Source organism: Conexibacter sp. CPCC 206217 (assembly GCF_030646165.1).
Taxonomy (GTDB): Bacteria; Actinomycetota; Thermoleophilia; order Solirubrobacterales; family Solirubrobacteraceae; genus Conexibacter.
Genome location: NZ_JAUTDO010000001.1, coordinates 379,360 through 393,972 on the forward strand (window position 1 = coordinate 379,360; position 14,613 = coordinate 393,972).

Consider the following 14,613-nt stretch of genomic DNA (forward strand, 5'->3'; position numbering starts at 1 on the left):
CGCCCATGGCCGAGATCCTGCCGCTCACCGCCCTGCACTACGACCAAGCCGTCGCCGGTCCGCTCGACGAGCTCGTCGCCCCGCCCTACGACGTGATCGACGACGATCTGCGCGCTGAGCTGACCTCGCGCTCGCCCCACAACGTCGTCAACATCGACCTGCCACAGACCGACGGCCCAGAGGATCCCTACGCCCACGCCGCGCAGCTGCTGCAGCAGTGGCGCGACGAGGGCGCCGTCGTCCAGGACGACACACCCGCGATCTGGCCGCTCACGCAGGACTACACCGGCCCCGACGGCCGCCGCCAGACCCGCTCCGGCTTCCTCTGCAGAGTCCGCGTCGAGGACTACGGCGCCGGTCGCATCCGCCCGCACGAGCGCACGCACCCCGGCCCCAAGCAGGATCGCCTCGACCTCACGCGCGCGACCAGATCCAACCTCAGCCCGATCTTCAGCCTCTTCTCCGACCCCGGCAACGCCGCCTGGGCCGCACTCGCGCCGCACATCGCCGCCACGGCGACCGAGCCGTTCGCAACCACGAGAGACCCCGACGGCACCGTCAACCGCCTCTGGCGCGTCACCGACCCGCAAGCGCTCGAAGCGGTCACCGACGTGGTCGCCAAGGCCGAGCTGCTGATCGCCGACGGCCACCACCGCTACGAGACCGCGCGCGCCTACGCCGAGGAGATCGGCGGCGAGGGGCCGCACCGCTGGGTGCTGATGTGCCTCGTCGCGCTCGAGGATCCGGGCCTCACGGTCTTCCCGACGCACCGCCTCATCAGCGGCCTGGAGAGCGAGTCGGGCCGGCAGGACGCGCTCGACCGCACGATCCGCGAGCAGTTCGACGTGCTGGAACTGCCCGACCGCGGCTCGCTCGTGCCGGAGCCGCGCGCCGGCGACGAGGCCGTCCACATCGGCTACATGGACGCGCTCGGACAGGTCCCGTACATGCTCTCGCTGAAGGAGAGCTCGAACGTCGACCAACTGCTCGCCGACCACTCCGAGCCCTACCGCCAGCTCGACACGGCGGTGCTGGAGGCCGTGATCCTGAAGGGCGCGCTCGGCATGACCGACGAGCAGATCGACCACAGAGACGGACTCGACTACGCGCGCGACTTCGAGGCCGCGCTCGACGCGCTCGACAGCGAGGAGGTCGACGCCGGCTTCTTCATGGCGCCGACGCCGATCCAGCAGGTGCAGGAGGTCGCGGAGTCGGGCGAGAGCATGCCGCCCAAGTCGACCTACTTCTTCCCCAAGGTCCCGACGGGGCTGGTCTTCAATCCGCTGTTCGATTAGAACCGAACGCCCCGCTACGATGGGCGCCTCGACAGGGGAAACCGACGAACGAAGGACGAGGCATTGAAGGCGATCGCGCGACGGACCGGGACCTTCACGCACGAGATCGACGTCCGTGGTCATCAGGTGATCGCGGACGAGCCCGCGGAGCATGGCGGCGCCGACGACGGACCCAGTGCGCAGGAGCTGCTCGCGGCCAGCCTCGCCTCGTGTACCGCGACGACGATCGAGATGTACGCCCGGCGCAAGAACTGGGACATCGGCAAGATCGTCGTGGAGGCCGAATACACGCCGGCGGAGCGCGGCGCGCCGACCCGTTTCAGACTGACGCTGCGGCTGCCCGCAAACCTGACGGAGGAGCAGTTGGAACGCCTCTCCGTGATCGCCGCGAAGTGCCCCGTGCACCGCACGCTCGACGGCGAGGTCATGTTCGACGAGCGCATCGAGCTCGTCCGCTGAGCCGCACCTCTCGCCCGTCTATCCTCGATCGCGGATGACGACGGCGATCGCAGACGAGCTGCGCTGGCGCCTCGGTGGCGGCGAGGCGCTCGCCGACGTGGACCTCTCGCACGAGACCGAGGCCGCCGTGCTCGTCCCCCTGTTCGTGCAGGACGACGAGCTGCACGCCGTCTTCACGAAGCGCCGCGAGGACATGCGACGGCACCCGGGCGAGATCTCGTTCCCCGGCGGCCGTCGCGACCACCAGCACGAGCCGCTGCACGCCACCGCCCTGCGCGAGGCCGAGGAGGAGGTCGGGCTGGCGCCGGCCACCGTCGAGCTGGTCGGCACGCTCGCGCCGGTCCGCACGTTCGTGACCGGCTACGTGATCTTCCCGCACGTCGGCCTGATCCCGCCGCCGGCCGCCGACTGGGTCGTCAGCGAGAACGAGGTCGCGCAGGTGATGGAGCTGCCGCTGCGCGCGCTCGTCGCGGGCTTCGATCAGCGCAAGATCACCAGACGCGGCTTCACGTTCGAGACCGAGTCCTACGTCGTCGGCGACCACTTCATCTGGGGCGCCACCGCGCGCATCCTCGGCGACCTGCTGGAGCGGATAGAGCCGCTCGTCGGCGGGGACGTCTAAGCAGCCAGAAGCACCTCGACGCGCGCCAGCGCGTCGTCGAGCCACGCGCTGCGACTCCCCTGCGGCGCGGTCTCCAGGAGCGCGTACGGGATCTCTGAACGACCGCAGGCCTCGCGCACCGTCTGCGCGCCCGCTGCCAGCAGGTCCCCCGGCACGCTTCCCGCCGCCTCGTACAGCAGCCCCCGCACGGTCGTATCGATGGTCCGTTGGAGAAGCATCCGCAGGCGCGGGCCATGCAGGGCCGCGAGCTGCTGCGGCGATCCGCTTGCCGAGCCCATCAGCCAGCACAGCAGTGTCACCCCGTCGAGCGCCCCGCTGAGCGTCGCGATCCGATCCGGATCACCGATCCAGACCTCCGCCCCGGTCGCCTCGATCGCGGAGCGCCGATCCGCACTCCGCGTCGTCCCCCGCACCGCATGCCCCTGCTCCCGCAACGCCCGCGCGAGCGCCTGCCCCCGGCATCCGCAGCCGACGATCAGCACGCGCGCCATCAGGCTCTTCTCTGCGCCGCCTGGGCCTGCGCCTGCGCACGCTGAGCGGCCCGCGCCCGCCGATCCGCCTCCAGCGCCGCCTCCGTCTCCTCCTGCACGAGCCCGTCGACCGTCAGCTCCTGCTCGCCGCGCGCGCGGCGGCGGGCGTTGGCGGCCTCGAGCATCTGCTCGAGGTCCTCCGCGTCGCGGGCGGATTCGCGCTCGGAGTGCTCGCGCGGGGTTCTCCAGCCGACCTGCGCGGCGCCCGACCCGGGGTACCACAGCCCGAGCGCGACGAGCACGACGACGATCGCCGCGACGAGGCCGAACATGATCGCCGCAAAGAGGTCCATCGACGGGCGAGTCTACCGGTGCCAGATCTCACCAACTGCGATCCGGTGCAGCGCAACTCGCGGCGTGCGAAAGGGTTTCAGCAGATGTCCGTGGCGTCGCGGGATCCCACCCGAAAGCGAGGGTGCCTTCCCCGGCGTCGTCGCGCCCGCGAACCCCCGCCACGACATGCCATGCCCACCGGCTCCCGACCACAACCGCCCCCCGTGGTCGGGAGTCGCTGGTCGCGCATGCCGGCCGCTGGAATACGCAACAAGCTCGGAGCAATCCGTTGCCGGTAGCGTTCCGCCGCCATGGGCCCCGGACACGACACTCGAATGCGCCGCGCGCAGACCGCATGATCGACCTCACCTGCGTCGTGCACGTGCACTCGCGGCACTCCGACGGCAGCGGAACGGTCGAGGAGATCGCCGCCGCGGCCGCCGCCGCGGCCGCCGACGTCGTGCTGCTGACCGATCACGACACGCTCGCCGCCCGCTACCACGGCGAGGAGCGCTGGCACGGCTCCGTGCTCGTCTGCGTCGGCGAGGAGGTCACCAAGCGCCCGGGTCACCACTACCTCGCGTTCGGGATCGACGAACCGATCGACCACAGCACCCGCACCCCGCAGGAGGTCGTCGACGCCGTCGCGCGGCAGGGCGGCCTCGGCTTCACCGCGCACCCCTTCTCGACCGGCGTCAGGCCGTTCCCGTTCATCCCCACGACCGCCTGGGACGACCCGTTCCCGCCCGGCGCGACCGGCGTCGAGTTGTGGTCGCTACTGACCGACACCGTCGAGCGCATCCGGCACCGCCACGACCCGCTGCGACTGCTGCTGTCGCCGCGCGCGTCGAAGCTGCTCGACGCCCCGCGCCCCGAGGCGCTCGCCGCCTGGGACCGCGCGACCGCGACCCGCCGCGTCGTGGCGATCGGCGGGCTCGACGCGCACCAGATGGGCCTGCGGCTCGGCGGCCGCGTGCCGTTGCGGCTGATGAGCTACCGCCGTTCGTTCGAACTGCTGCGCACGCACGTGCTGCTGGAGCGCCCGCCCAGCGGCGACGCCGCCGCCGACCGCGCCGCCGTCTACGAGGCGCTGCGCGAGGGCCGCTGCTACCTCGCCCGCGACGTGATCGCCCCCGCCGGCGGCTTCCGTTTCTGGGCCGACGGCCCGGAGCACGTCGAGATGGGCAGCGAGGCGCAGGCGGGCGGCTTCACGCTGCACGTGCGGCTGCCGCGCAAGGCGAGCGTGCGGCTGCTGCGCGACGGGGTCGAGGTGGCGCACACGGTCAGAGGCTCCAGCCTCGACGCGGCGTCGGGCGGGCCGGGCGTCTACCGCGTCGAGGCGACGCTGCCCGAGCACGGCCGCCAGCGCAGTTGGATCGTCTCGAACCCGATCTACCTGCGCTGAGCCGACGCGCCGGCGCCAGGTCGCTCGGCGGCGACCCGCCGCCCGCCCTGCGCAGCGCCGCCGCTCAGTTCCCCTTCGTCCCCGACACCGCTCTGCCCGGTCTGCCGTAGATCCACTGCGAGAGGATCTGGCGCACCGCGGGCGCGGCCGCCTCGGCACCGAAGCCGCCGTCCTCGATCACGGCGGCGACGACGATCGGACGCTGCGGGTCCTCGACGTAGGCGACGAACCACGACTGGTCGGGTCGACCGTCCATCTGGACGGTGCCGGTCTTGCCGTAGACCTGTCTGCCGAAGCCTGCGAAGACGTCGTAGGCGGTGCCGTCTCTCATCGCCGTCGCTCCGAGCAGTCCGTCGCGGATCGCCTGCAGGCCGAGGATCTCGATCCGCCGCGCCGGTCTCGGCGTGATCCGGTCGGCGATCCGGCCCTTGTCGCCCAGCACCGCCAGGCCGACGTGCGGCCGCACGACCGTGCCGCCGTTGGCGATCGCCGCGTACGCCGTCGCGAGCTGCAGCGGCGAGGCGGCGAAGTCGCCCTGACCGATCGCCAGCGAGACGTTGTCGCCGACGGTCCAGTCGTGCTCGGGCAGCGCGATGTGGCAGTTGTCGAGGTGTCTCTCGCGGCGGCACCTCAGCTCCGCCTTCCACAGCTCCGGCCCGCGACGCGGATCCGGCACGACGCCCTGCTGCTCGTTGGGCAGGTCGATCCCGGTCGGCGCGCCGAAGCCGAACCTGCGCGCCCACGCCTGCAGCTCGCCGCCGCGCGGATGTCTGACCGGATCGGCGTTGAGACGCTCGCCGAGGTCGTAGAAGTAGGTGTCGACGGAGACCGCCAGCGCCCACACGAGCGAGACCGGACCGAAGACGGCGTTGCCGGCGTTTCTGCGCACCTGCGCGCCGCTGCTCCACGCGCCGGTGTCGTTGTAGACGCGCTCGACGGTCGTCGCGCCGGTCGCGAGCCCGGCAGCGGCCGTGACGACCTTGAAGGTCGAGCCGATCGCGTAGGCGCCCTCGACGGCGCGGTCGAACAGCGGGCTGCCCGCGCGCTCGCCGTAGCGCTCGTCGTACGTTCTCTGGCTCATCGGGCGGGTGAAGACGTTCGGGTCGAACGACGGCGCGGAGCCGAGCGCGAGGATCTCGCCGTTGCGCGTGTCCATCGCGACGAACGCGCCCGCGTCGGCGGGGTTGCCGTGCGCCTGCGCGAGCCCGATCCCGTTCTGCAGCGCCCGCTCGCCGACCTGCTGCAGCGCCGCGTCGATCGACAGCCGCAGGTCTCTGCCGGGCACGGGCAGCAGGGGCGCGAGTTGTCTTCTGGCCGCCCGCCCCTGTGCGTCGACCTCGATCCGCTGGGCGCCGTCGCTAGACCGCGCGCGACGCTGCCGGCTGCACGACGACGTCCGCGTACGGCAGCGCGGCGACGTGCTGCTCGACGGTGCAGACGACCGGCATCAGTTGCTTGACGATCGTTCTGTCGCCGTCGGCGAAGTCGCACTCCTCGGGCGCCGTCGGCTCACCCAGCACGCGGCTGAGTCTGCGCAGGACCGCCTCACGCGCCGCCGCGTCCTCGGGCAGTTGCGGCGGTGAGACGACGATCGCGACCGCGCTCTCGTTGTCGACCAGGACCGTGTCGTTGCGATCCAGCAGCTTGCCGCGCGGCGCCGTCACGCTGACCGAGCGGACGCGGTTGCCGGACGCCTGCGCGAGGTACTGCTCGCCGGTGAGCACCTGCAGGAACCACAGGCGCAAGAAGATCACCGCGAAGATCGCGAGCGCGATCCCGCCGAGGATCGCGACGCGCACCGCGAGCTGCGGCGAGGATGGGGAACGGCGCTCCGCCGGCGGCTCGAACATGGTCGAGCCGCGACATTACTGCGAGCGGCTACGCGCCGCGTCGGATGGACGCGGCGCGGCTCTGCCGGCTCAGGCTTCGACCGCCTGATTGACCGGCGCCGGCTCGACCACCGGCGGCGTGTCGCGCAGGTACCACTCGGCGTCGAGCGCGGCCTTGCAGCCGGAGCCCGCGGCGGTGATCGCCTGGCGGTAGGTGTGGTCGACGAGGTCGCCGGCGGCGAAGACGCCCGCGACGTTCGTGCGCGTCGAGAGGCCCTCGGTCTTGACGTAGCCGTTCTCGTCCAGCTCGACGAGGCCGTCGACCAGCTCCGACTGCGGTTCGTGGCCGATCGCGATGAAGGCGCCCGTGGCGGAGTGCTCGCGCACCTCGCCGCTGTCGGTGTGCTTGAGGATGACCTTCTCCATCATCCCCTTCTCGCCCGCGGCGAACTCGTCCACGACGTAGGGCGTCAGCCACTCGATGTTCGGCTGCGCTCTGGCGCGGTCGAGCATGATCGCGGACGCGCGGAACTCGTCGCGGCGGTTGACGATCACGACTCTGCCGGCGAACTTCGCCAGGAAGATCGCCTCCTCCATCGCGGAGTCGCCGCCGCCGACGATGACGGTCTCGTGCTCCTTGAAGAAGGCCGCGTCGCAGGTCGCGCAATAGCTGACGCCGCGTCCGCTCAGCTCCAGCTCGCCGGTCGCGCCGAGCTTCTTGTGCTGGGCGCCCATCGCGAGCACGACGGCCTTCGTGCGGTACGCGTCGTCGCCGATCCAGACGGTGTGGATGCCGCCGTCGTTGAGCTCGACTCTGGTCGCGTCGTCGGTGATGAAGCGCGTGCCGAAGCGCTCGGCCTGGTCGCGGAACTCCTGCATCATCACGGGCCCCATGACGCCTTCTCTGTAGCCGGGGTAGTTCTCGACCTCGGTCGTCTGCTGCAGCAGGCCGCCCCAGGCGAAGCCCTCGATCACGAGCGGTCTCAGGTCAGCGCGCGCGGTGTACAGCGCCGCGGTGTAGCCGGCCGGTCCGCTGCCGACGATGATGACGTTCTCGACGTCTGACATGAGTGACTCGGCTCTCCGATCGCGTTTCAATACTTCACAAAGGATAGCGTGCCGCGCTAGGCCGCGGCGGCCGGTTCTCGCTGCCACGTCTCGACCCGCTTGCGCAGGCGGAAGTAGGCGATGATGCCCGGTATCGTCGGCAGCCAGAACGCCAGCAGACGGTACGCCAGGACGGCCAGGACGGCGAGGCTGCCGCCGACGCCGAACGCGACGAAGGCGCCGATCATGCCGCCGTCGACGCCGCCGATCCCGCCCGGCAGCGGCAGCAGGTTGCCGAGCATGCCGACGAAGTAGCCCTGCACGACGACGGCCAGCGGCGGCGCGTCGCCGAACGCGCGAAACGACGCGTACAGGACCGCGACGTTGAAGATCCACCAGGTCGCGACGCCGAACATCGCGCGGTCCGGGTGCGACGCCTTGTAGAAGGCGAAGCGGATTCCGCCGCGCGCCGACGCCGGCCCGAGCGCGAAGCGGCGCAGCCACTTCGCCGCGCGCGGCCGCCGCGGCGCCATCCGCTCGACCCGCTCCGGGAAGTCCTCCGGCACGAACGCCAGCGGCACCACGATGCAGATCGCGATCACGCCGACGATCGCGGGCAGGACCGTCAGCCCGAACGGCGCCGGGCCCGGGAACAGCCCCGTCCGCAGCCCCAGGCCGCAGACGATCATCGCGACGACGTAGACGCCGTACAACAGCATCAGGAAGGCGATCATCCGCTCGGCGACCTCGCGTCGCGGCAGGCCCGCGCGCCGCAGCGCCCACGCCGTCAGCGCGACGCCGCCGGCGCCGCCGGCCGCGAACAGGCGTGTGGCGGCGAGGCTCGCCATCGTCATCAGGTAGCTGTCGCGCAGCGTGACTCTGAAGCCGGGCGGGATGTGGACGCCGTGGAAGAGCGCGACGTAGCTGGCGATCGACAGCAGCTCGAACGCGAGCGCCGCGGCCAGCCAGGCGTGGTCGCCGTCGGCGACGCGGTTCCACGTCTCCTTCATGCCGCTGATCTCCGGCAGCACGAAGTAGAGGAAGGCGATCACCGCGGCGACGAAGACGGCCGAGGCGATCAGGCGCCGGCGCGTTATGACGACGCGCGGCATCTCCTCGTGATGATCCTCCTCGTGCTCCTGCCCGGGCGCGACGAGGGGCGCGGTCGCCGGTGCCTCCACCTTCGACCGCTGGCGTACCGCCTCGTCGCCCATCCGGGTCAGCCCCGCGCCCTGAACTCGAGCTGCTGCACCAGCCGCGAGCCGGCCAGGGCGGCCGGTGTCAGCGGACCGGAGGCGAACCGCACGGTCTCGGTCAGGGCGAGTCCGGCGAGCAGGTCGACGACGTAGTGCTCGCCGAGGTAGACGAGTGCGAGCCCCAGCGTCAGCGCGTACGTCCAGCCGATCGCGCCTTCGACCGGACCCACCTCGCGGAGCAGGTGCGCGGCGTTCACGGAAGTCGCGAAATGAAGGGACGGCATGGCAGCCAGGGGATTGCCTCCCAGCAAACTGTAGAGCGGCCCCCAGCGGTGCTTCCAGAACTGCTCGCCGTACTCGATCATCATCCGCCGCACACGGGTGTGCGCGTGGTCCTCGAGTCTGCCCTGCTGGTGGGCGTACCAGGGCGGCGCGGTCGGCACCAGCCAGTAGATCAGCGCGCCGAGGTCGAAGACCGCGTACGTCGTCAGCGCGGCGCGGCCGAATCTCTCGCGTCTACGGATCAGCACATAGGCCGTCGTCGCGTGCGGGACGGCGAACCACAGCCAGTGCGACCAGACGAGCACCTTCTCGACGCCGCGCATCTTCCCGGGCGCCGACAGCAGCCGCTGCAGCCGCAGCGTCGGGGGGGTGCCGAGGCCGATCACGCGGTCGACGTTGACGGGGTAGTCGACGTGCACGCGTCGTTGCAGCGCCTCGGGGTCGTCGTGCGGCATCTCGTACGCCGCGAGGTACGCCCACATCTGCAGCGCGCAGGTCGCGACGTCGCGCTTTCGGGAGCGGGGAACGACGACGCAGAGTGCGACAGGGGCGGCCGCGGCCGCCGCCAGGACGGCCGGTTTGGGCAGGCGGACCCGGCGGCGCACGATTGGAGCGGCGACGCCGGCAGCCAAGATCGCCCAGGCTGCAGCTCGGAGGGCCTTCGACTTCGGCAAAGCGCCGGGAGTATATGAGGGTGGTCTCACAACTCCTTCACACGTACGCCCGGATCGGCGCCGGTACGCCTCGTTCGAACGTAGGATCCCGGCCCATGAGCGACTACGAGCTGGTGCACGCGTACGACACGGTGAACGTCCACCGTGCCGACGCAGTCGCACGCATCGAGCTGAATCGGCCCGACAACCTGAACGCGTGGAACACGCAGCTCGGGTTCGACCTGCTCGACGCCGTCGAGCGCGTCGGCGCTGACGACGCCGTCCGCGCCGTGCTGCTCACCGGCGCCGGCCGCGGCTTCTCCTCGGGCGCCGACCTGTCGGCCGGCTTCGATGCGACGCCAGAGGGCCACCCGGACGTCCAGACCGCGCTCGTCGAGCGCTACCACCCGATCATCGTCGGCCTGCGCGAACTGCCCAAGCCGGTCGTCGCCGCGGTCCAGGGCCCCGCCGTCGGGATCGGCTGCTCGCTCGCGCTCGCCGCGGACCTCGTGCTGGCCGCCGAGTCGGCCTACTTCCTGCTCGCGTTCGTCAACATCGGGCTCGTCCCCGACGGCGGCTCCTCCGCCTTCATCCCGGAGCGGATCGGCTTGACCCGAGCGCTCGAGATGGCGCTGCTCGGAGAGCGGCTGCACGCCCCCAAGGCGCTCGACTGGGGCCTGATCAACGCCGTCCACCCCGACGACGAGCTGACCGCGGCCGCCGACGCGCTCGCCGCGAGGCTCGGCGCCGGCCCGACGCGCTCCTACGCCGGCAGCAAGCGCCAGCTCAACGCGTGGGCCTACAGCCGCCTCGCGCAGCAGCTCGAACTGGAGGCCGAGATCCAGCAGCAGCAGGCGGCGAGCAGCGACTTCGCGGAGGGCGCGCTCGCGTTCTTGCAGAAGCGCGCCCCGGAATTCAAGGGTGTCTGAGGTGGTCGAGATGCAGGAAAGTTCCCGTCAGGACGGGCGTTGCGCAGACCCCGGGAACCGGAGTGGGGCACGTGGCGCAGCACTCGACCGCTTCGTGGATAGAATCCGCGCCGCCTTGCGACCTGAAACTGCTTCCATTCGCCGCCGCGCTGTCGCGGCCCTGCTGCTCGCGACGATCGGATCGCTCGTCTTCGCCAGCGGCGCGTTCGCCGACTTCCTCACCCCTGAGTCGGGTGGCTCGCCGAACGCAGACCAGATCGACTCGCTGTACAAGATCGTCCTCTACATAGCGATCGTCGTCTTCATCGTCGTCGAGGGCGCGCTCTTCTACTCGATCTGGAGATTCCGCGCCAAGAAGGGCGCGGTCGCCGCACAGATCCACGGCAACACCCGTCTGGAGATCTCCTGGACGGTCGGCGCCGCGCTGATCCTCGTCGCGCTCGCCGCCGTCACGTTCTCGAAGCTGAGCTCGATCCAGGACCCGCCCAACAGCAGCGCGGACGGCCTGCAGCTCGCCGACGGCGTGCTGACCGCTTCGGTCGACGTCCCCTCGCCGCCGAACGGCAAGAAGCTGACGATCTGCGTCACCGGGCGCCAGTACATCTGGCGCTACACGTACGGTGAGGAGTGCCAGAGAAACCCGTTCGGCGTCGCCTACTCCTACGAGGAGATGGTGGTCCCGGCGAACACGACGGTCGTGCTGGACATCCAGGCGACCGACGTCATCCACTCCTGGTGGATCCCGAAGCTCGGCGGCAAGTTCGACGCCGTCCCCGGCTACAGAAACTTCACCTGGTTCAAGGCCCCGCGAGCCGGCGAGACCTACAGAGGCCAGTGCGCCGAGCTCTGCGGTCGCAACCACGCCGACATGACGGCGCGCGTTCGCGTCGTCACGCCGCAGGAGTACACGGCTTGGCTGCAGCAGCAGAGAAGAGACATCGCCGCTGCGGACAGAGAGGTCCTGCAGTTGCGCGAGCAGCTCACGCGCGACGGCGACCTCAACTAGGAAAAAGGAACTCGACCGCTCATGGCAACCCCCGACTTCGCGATGCAACCGGTGCCGCAGGTGCTCGCGCACGATGTCGCCAAGCCGCGTACTCGCGCCCGCTGGATCGACTGGCTGACCACGACCGATCACAAGAAGATCGGGATCCTGTACCTGGTCTTCACGTTCGGCTTTTTCCTCATCGGTGGCCTCGAGGCACTGTTGATCCGCGTCCAGCTCGCGACGCCGAACAACAACTTCCTCACCCCCGAGCACTACAACGAGCTCTTCACGCTGCACGGCACGACGATGATCTTCCTGTTCGTCGTCCCGGCGATGGCGGGCTTCGCGAACTACTTCCTGCCGCTGATGATCGGCGCGCGCGACATGGCGTTCCCGCGCCTCAACGCGCTGTCGTTCTGGCTGCTCGCGTTCGGCGGCATCGTCTTCTACGCGTCGCTGCTGTGGCAGCCGCCGGAGGCCGGCTGGTTCTCCTACACCCCGCTCTCGAACGAGATGTTCACCCCGAGCGGCGGCCAGGACGCGTGGATCTTCCTGATCCACATCACCGGCATCTCCTCGCTCGTGGGCGCGGTCAACTTCTACGCCACGATCGTCAACATGCGCGCGCCCGGCATGGGCTGGGGCCGTCTGCCGCTGTTCGGCTGGACGATCCTGATCTACGCCCTGCTGCTGATCCTGGCGCTGCCGGTGATCGCCGGCGCGGTCACGATGCTGCTGACCGATCGACACTTCGGGACGCACTTCTTCGACCCGACCGAGGGCGGCTCACCAGTCCTGTGGCAACACCTCTTCTGGTTCTTCGGCCACCCAGAGGTGTACATCATGATCCTGCCGGGCTTCGGGATCATCTCCGAGGTCCTGCCGGTCTTCGCCCGCAAGCCGATCTTCGGCTACAAGGCGATCGCGGCCTCGACCGCCGTGATCGCCTTCCTGGCGGCGCTCGTGTGGGCCCACCACATGTTCTCGGTGCCGGTCCCGACGGTCGTGCTCGGCTTCTTCATGCTGTCGTCCTTCCTGATCGCCGTGCCGACGGGCGTCAAGATCTTCAACTGGATCGCGACGCTGTGGCGCGGGTCGATCGTGATGGCCTCGCCGCTGTACTTCGCGGTCGGCTTCATCGCGATCTTCGTGATCGGCGGCATCACGGGCATCTTCCTCGCCGTCTTCCCCGTCGACTGGCAGCTGACCGACACGTACTTCGTCGTCGCGCACTTCCACTACGTGCTGATGGGCGGCGCCGTCTTCACGATCTTCTGCGGGCTCTACTACTGGTACCCGAAGATGACCGGCCGCCTCTGCAGCGAGCCGCTCGCGAAGGCGTCGTTCTGGCTGATGTTCATCGGCTTCAACCTGACCTTCCTCGTGCAGCACGCCGCGGGCCTGTCGGGCATGCCGCGCCGGATCTACCAGTACCCCGGCGACGCGGGCTGGACGCTCTACAACCAGATCTCGACGGTCGGCTCGTTCGTGCTCGGCATCGGCATCCTGCTGTCGTGCGTCAACTTCTTGCGCAGCTACAAGAACGGCGCGATCGCCGGTCCTGACCCGTGGAAGGGCAACACCCTCGAGTGGTTCACGACCTCGCCCCCGCCGGTCAACAACTTCGACGAGATCCCGCGCGTGCGCTCGGTCGAGCCGATGAAGGACATCCGCCGTCAGGTGGAGCGCCAGTCCGGCATCGAGCACGAAAGCGCAACGCAGCCCACCGCGAACGCGTAGTCTCCCCGCTCGTGGAAGCGTCGCGCTTCACCTCCCCCGCCCCCGTCAAGCAGACGCACGCCTCCAGCGGCGTGCGTCAGTTGGTCGCCGACTACGTCACGCTGACGAAGCCGCGCGTCCAGCTGCTGCTGCTGCTGACGACCGTGGCGACGATGGAGATCGCGGGCAGCCCCTCGGTCGGACTGATCCTGCTGACGCTGCTGGGCGGCTACTTGTCGGCCGGCGGCGCAGGCGCGGTCAACCACTGGTACGACCGCGACATCGACGCGCGCATGGCGCGGACGGCCAACCGGCCGATCCCCTCCGGCCGCGTCAGCCCTCACGCGGCGCTGATCTACGGCTTCAGCCTGCAGATCGCCTCGTTCTTGCTGCTGTCGCTGACGGTCAACGTGCTGGCGGCGTCATTCGCGCTGCTCGGCTTCCTCGGCTACGTCTTCGTCTACACGTTCTGGCTGAAGCGCACGACGCCGCAGAACATCGTCATCGGCGGCGCCGCCGGCGCGGTCCCGCCGCTCGTCGGCTGGGTCGCGGTGACGGGCTCGTTCGACCCGGCCGCGCTCTACCTGTTCGCGATCGTCTTCTATTGGACCCCGCCCCACTTCTGGGCGCTGTCGCTGCGGATGAAGGACGAGTACGCCGCCGTCGGCGTGCCGATGCTGCCGGTCGTGCGCGGCGAGGACGAGACGCGCCGCCAGATCACGCTCTACAGCTTCCTGCTCGTCGCGGTCACGTTCCTGCCGTTCGCCGGGCGCCTGTTCGACGGCATCTACGCCGTCTGCGCGGCGCTGCTGGGCGGCTGGTTCCTGTTCCTGGCAGTCAGACTGCAGCGCCACCCGGACCGCGCCTCCGCGCTCAAGCTCTACCTCTTCTCGATGCTCTACCTCGCGCTGCTGTTCGGCGCGATGGTGGCCGACGTGAAGCTCTGATCCGCAAAAGACCGTAGAATCAAGGACTCACAATGGACCGTCGACTCGCACGCAAGAACATCCGCTCCGCACTGATCGCCACGGCGGTCTGCGTCTTCATGTTCGGCGCGTCGTTCCTGGCCGCCGCGATCTACATCTCCTAGGACCATGAGCCAGACCCAGCCTGAGCAGACCCCGCCGCCCGTCGGCGAAGAGATCCACCTCCCCGGCCCGAGCCTCCTGCCGATCCTCAACGCGGCGGGCATCACGCTCTCGGTCATTGGCATCACGGTCGGCCTGCCGATCCTGATCATCGGCCTCGTGCTGTTCCTCTCGACCACGATCCGCTGGATCATGGACACGCGCAGAGACATCGCCGCACTGCCGCTCGAGCACTCGCACGGCCCCGCCGACCACTGAACGCGGCCCGCCGCTTCCACAGCTTCCGAACGGCGCCCGC

At 70.1% G+C, this 14,613-nt stretch carries 16 protein-coding genes; 9 read left to right on the forward strand and 7 right to left on the reverse strand.

Annotated elements, in window-relative coordinates:
* Positions 1-5 precede the first annotated feature (5 nt).
* The 3 genes from Q7L65_RS01785 to Q7L65_RS01795 all read left to right on the forward strand — a co-directional run bounded on the left by Q7L65_RS01785 (position 6) and on the right by Q7L65_RS01795 (position 2,376).
* Positions 6-1,295 (forward strand): DUF1015 domain-containing protein, encoded by a 1,290-nt coding sequence (locus Q7L65_RS01785; protein ID WP_304718499.1) that lies wholly within the window; start codon positions 6-8, stop codon positions 1,293-1,295.
* Between the two features lie 63 nt (positions 1,296-1,358).
* Entirely contained in the window at positions 1,359-1,754 is a 396-nt protein-coding gene (locus Q7L65_RS01790) for an OsmC family protein (RefSeq protein ID WP_304718500.1), read from the forward strand.
* Between the two features lie 34 nt (positions 1,755-1,788).
* Positions 1,789-2,376 carry a CoA pyrophosphatase gene (locus Q7L65_RS01795; RefSeq protein WP_304718501.1) on the forward strand — a complete coding sequence of 196 codons (588 nt, stop codon included), beginning with the start codon at positions 1,789-1,791 and terminating at the stop codon, positions 2,374-2,376.
* Here the strand turns inward: Q7L65_RS01795 and Q7L65_RS01800 are convergent.
* Positions 2,373-2,867, reverse strand: coding sequence for a hypothetical protein (locus Q7L65_RS01800; RefSeq protein ID WP_304718502.1), 495 nt, complete (start codon positions 2,865-2,867; stop codon positions 2,373-2,375). The two genes, Q7L65_RS01795 and Q7L65_RS01800, sit on opposite strands and share 4 nt — an antisense overlap.
* Complete coding sequence (locus tag Q7L65_RS01805) at positions 2,867-3,199, reverse strand: hypothetical protein (protein WP_304718503.1); 333 nt, start codon at positions 3,197-3,199, stop codon at positions 2,867-2,869. Before Q7L65_RS01805 ends, Q7L65_RS01800 begins: the two co-directional genes overlap by 1 nt.
* Positions 3,200-3,534: 335 nt before the next feature.
* Here Q7L65_RS01805 and Q7L65_RS01810 point away from each other — a divergent pair, with 335 nt between their 5' ends.
* Positions 3,535-4,584, forward strand: coding sequence for a CehA/McbA family metallohydrolase (locus Q7L65_RS01810; RefSeq protein WP_304718504.1), 1,050 nt, complete (start codon positions 3,535-3,537; stop codon positions 4,582-4,584).
* Positions 4,585-4,648: 64 nt separating this feature from the next.
* Here Q7L65_RS01810 and Q7L65_RS01815 read toward each other — a convergent pair whose 3' ends face one another.
* The 5 genes from Q7L65_RS01815 to Q7L65_RS01835 form a co-directional block, all read right to left on the reverse strand.
* Entirely contained in the window at positions 4,649-5,869 is a 1,221-nt protein-coding gene (locus Q7L65_RS01815; RefSeq protein ID WP_304718505.1) for a penicillin-binding transpeptidase domain-containing protein, read from the reverse strand.
* Between the two features lie 73 nt (positions 5,870-5,942).
* Positions 5,943-6,434, reverse strand: a complete 492-nt coding sequence (locus Q7L65_RS01820; protein ID WP_304718506.1) for a hypothetical protein — start codon at positions 6,432-6,434, stop codon at positions 5,943-5,945.
* 69 nt (positions 6,435-6,503) lie between these two features.
* Complete coding sequence (gene trxB / locus Q7L65_RS01825; protein ID WP_304718507.1) at positions 6,504-7,481, reverse strand: thioredoxin-disulfide reductase; 978 nt, start codon at positions 7,479-7,481, stop codon at positions 6,504-6,506.
* A gap of 56 nt (positions 7,482-7,537) precedes the next feature.
* Complete coding sequence (locus Q7L65_RS01830) at positions 7,538-8,674, reverse strand: lysylphosphatidylglycerol synthase transmembrane domain-containing protein (protein WP_304718508.1); 1,137 nt, start codon at positions 8,672-8,674, stop codon at positions 7,538-7,540.
* A 5-nt stretch (positions 8,675-8,679) separates the two neighbouring features.
* Positions 8,680-9,570, reverse strand: coding sequence for a phosphatase PAP2 family protein (locus Q7L65_RS01835; RefSeq protein ID WP_304718509.1), 891 nt, complete (start codon positions 9,568-9,570; stop codon positions 8,680-8,682).
* A gap of 137 nt (positions 9,571-9,707) precedes the next feature.
* Between Q7L65_RS01835 and Q7L65_RS01840 the strand changes: the two genes are divergently transcribed.
* The 5 genes from Q7L65_RS01840 (at position 9,708) to Q7L65_RS01860 (ending at position 14,573) form a co-directional block, all read left to right on the forward strand.
* Positions 9,708-10,520: an enoyl-CoA hydratase-related protein gene (locus Q7L65_RS01840; RefSeq protein ID WP_304718510.1), complete on the forward strand. Its 813-nt coding sequence runs from the start codon at positions 9,708-9,710 to the stop codon at positions 10,518-10,520.
* A gap of 115 nt (positions 10,521-10,635) precedes the next feature.
* On the forward strand, positions 10,636-11,526 hold the full coding sequence (gene coxB, locus Q7L65_RS01845; RefSeq protein ID WP_304718511.1) for a cytochrome c oxidase subunit II: 891 nt from the start codon (positions 10,636-10,638) through the stop codon (positions 11,524-11,526).
* Between the two features lie 21 nt (positions 11,527-11,547).
* Positions 11,548-13,248 (forward strand): cytochrome c oxidase subunit I, encoded by a 1,701-nt coding sequence (ctaD, locus tag Q7L65_RS01850; protein ID WP_304718512.1) that lies wholly within the window; start codon positions 11,548-11,550, stop codon positions 13,246-13,248.
* Positions 13,249-13,259: 11 nt separating this feature from the next.
* The gene (locus Q7L65_RS01855; RefSeq protein ID WP_304718513.1) at positions 13,260-14,174 is read left to right on the forward strand and encodes a heme o synthase; all 915 of its coding nucleotides are present in this window, start codon (positions 13,260-13,262) and stop codon (positions 14,172-14,174) included.
* A 147-nt stretch (positions 14,175-14,321) separates the two neighbouring features.
* Complete coding sequence (locus Q7L65_RS01860; RefSeq protein ID WP_304718514.1) at positions 14,322-14,573, forward strand: hypothetical protein; 252 nt, start codon at positions 14,322-14,324, stop codon at positions 14,571-14,573.
* Positions 14,574-14,613: the final 40 nt, after the last annotated feature.

Bases quoted from the DNA above. Each gene is read 5' to 3' on its own strand.
- Q7L65_RS01785 (WP_304718499.1), top strand. From the start codon at position 6: ATGGCCGAGATCCTGCCGCTCACCGCCCTGCACTACGACCAAGCCGTC.
- Q7L65_RS01795 (WP_304718501.1), top strand. From the start codon at position 1,789: ATGACGACGGCGATCGCAGACGAGCTGCGCTGGCGCCTCGGTGGCGGC.
- Q7L65_RS01800 (WP_304718502.1), bottom strand. From the start codon at position 2,867: ATGGCGCGCGTGCTGATCGTCGGCTGCGGATGCCGGGGGCAGGCGCTC.
- Q7L65_RS01805 (WP_304718503.1), bottom strand. From the start codon at position 3,199: ATGGACCTCTTTGCGGCGATCATGTTCGGCCTCGTCGCGGCGATCGTC.
- Q7L65_RS01810 (WP_304718504.1), top strand. From the start codon at position 3,535: ATGATCGACCTCACCTGCGTCGTGCACGTGCACTCGCGGCACTCCGAC.
- Q7L65_RS01820 (WP_304718506.1), bottom strand. From the start codon at position 6,434: ATGTTCGAGCCGCCGGCGGAGCGCCGTTCCCCATCCTCGCCGCAGCTC.
- trxB (WP_304718507.1), bottom strand. From the start codon at position 7,481: ATGTCAGACGTCGAGAACGTCATCATCGTCGGCAGCGGACCGGCCGGC.
- Q7L65_RS01830 (WP_304718508.1), bottom strand. From the start codon at position 8,674: ATGGGCGACGAGGCGGTACGCCAGCGGTCGAAGGTGGAGGCACCGGCG.
- Q7L65_RS01840 (WP_304718510.1), top strand. From the start codon at position 9,708: ATGAGCGACTACGAGCTGGTGCACGCGTACGACACGGTGAACGTCCAC.
- ctaD (WP_304718512.1), top strand. From the start codon at position 11,548: ATGGCAACCCCCGACTTCGCGATGCAACCGGTGCCGCAGGTGCTCGCG.
- Q7L65_RS01860 (WP_304718514.1), top strand. From the start codon at position 14,322: ATGAGCCAGACCCAGCCTGAGCAGACCCCGCCGCCCGTCGGCGAAGAG.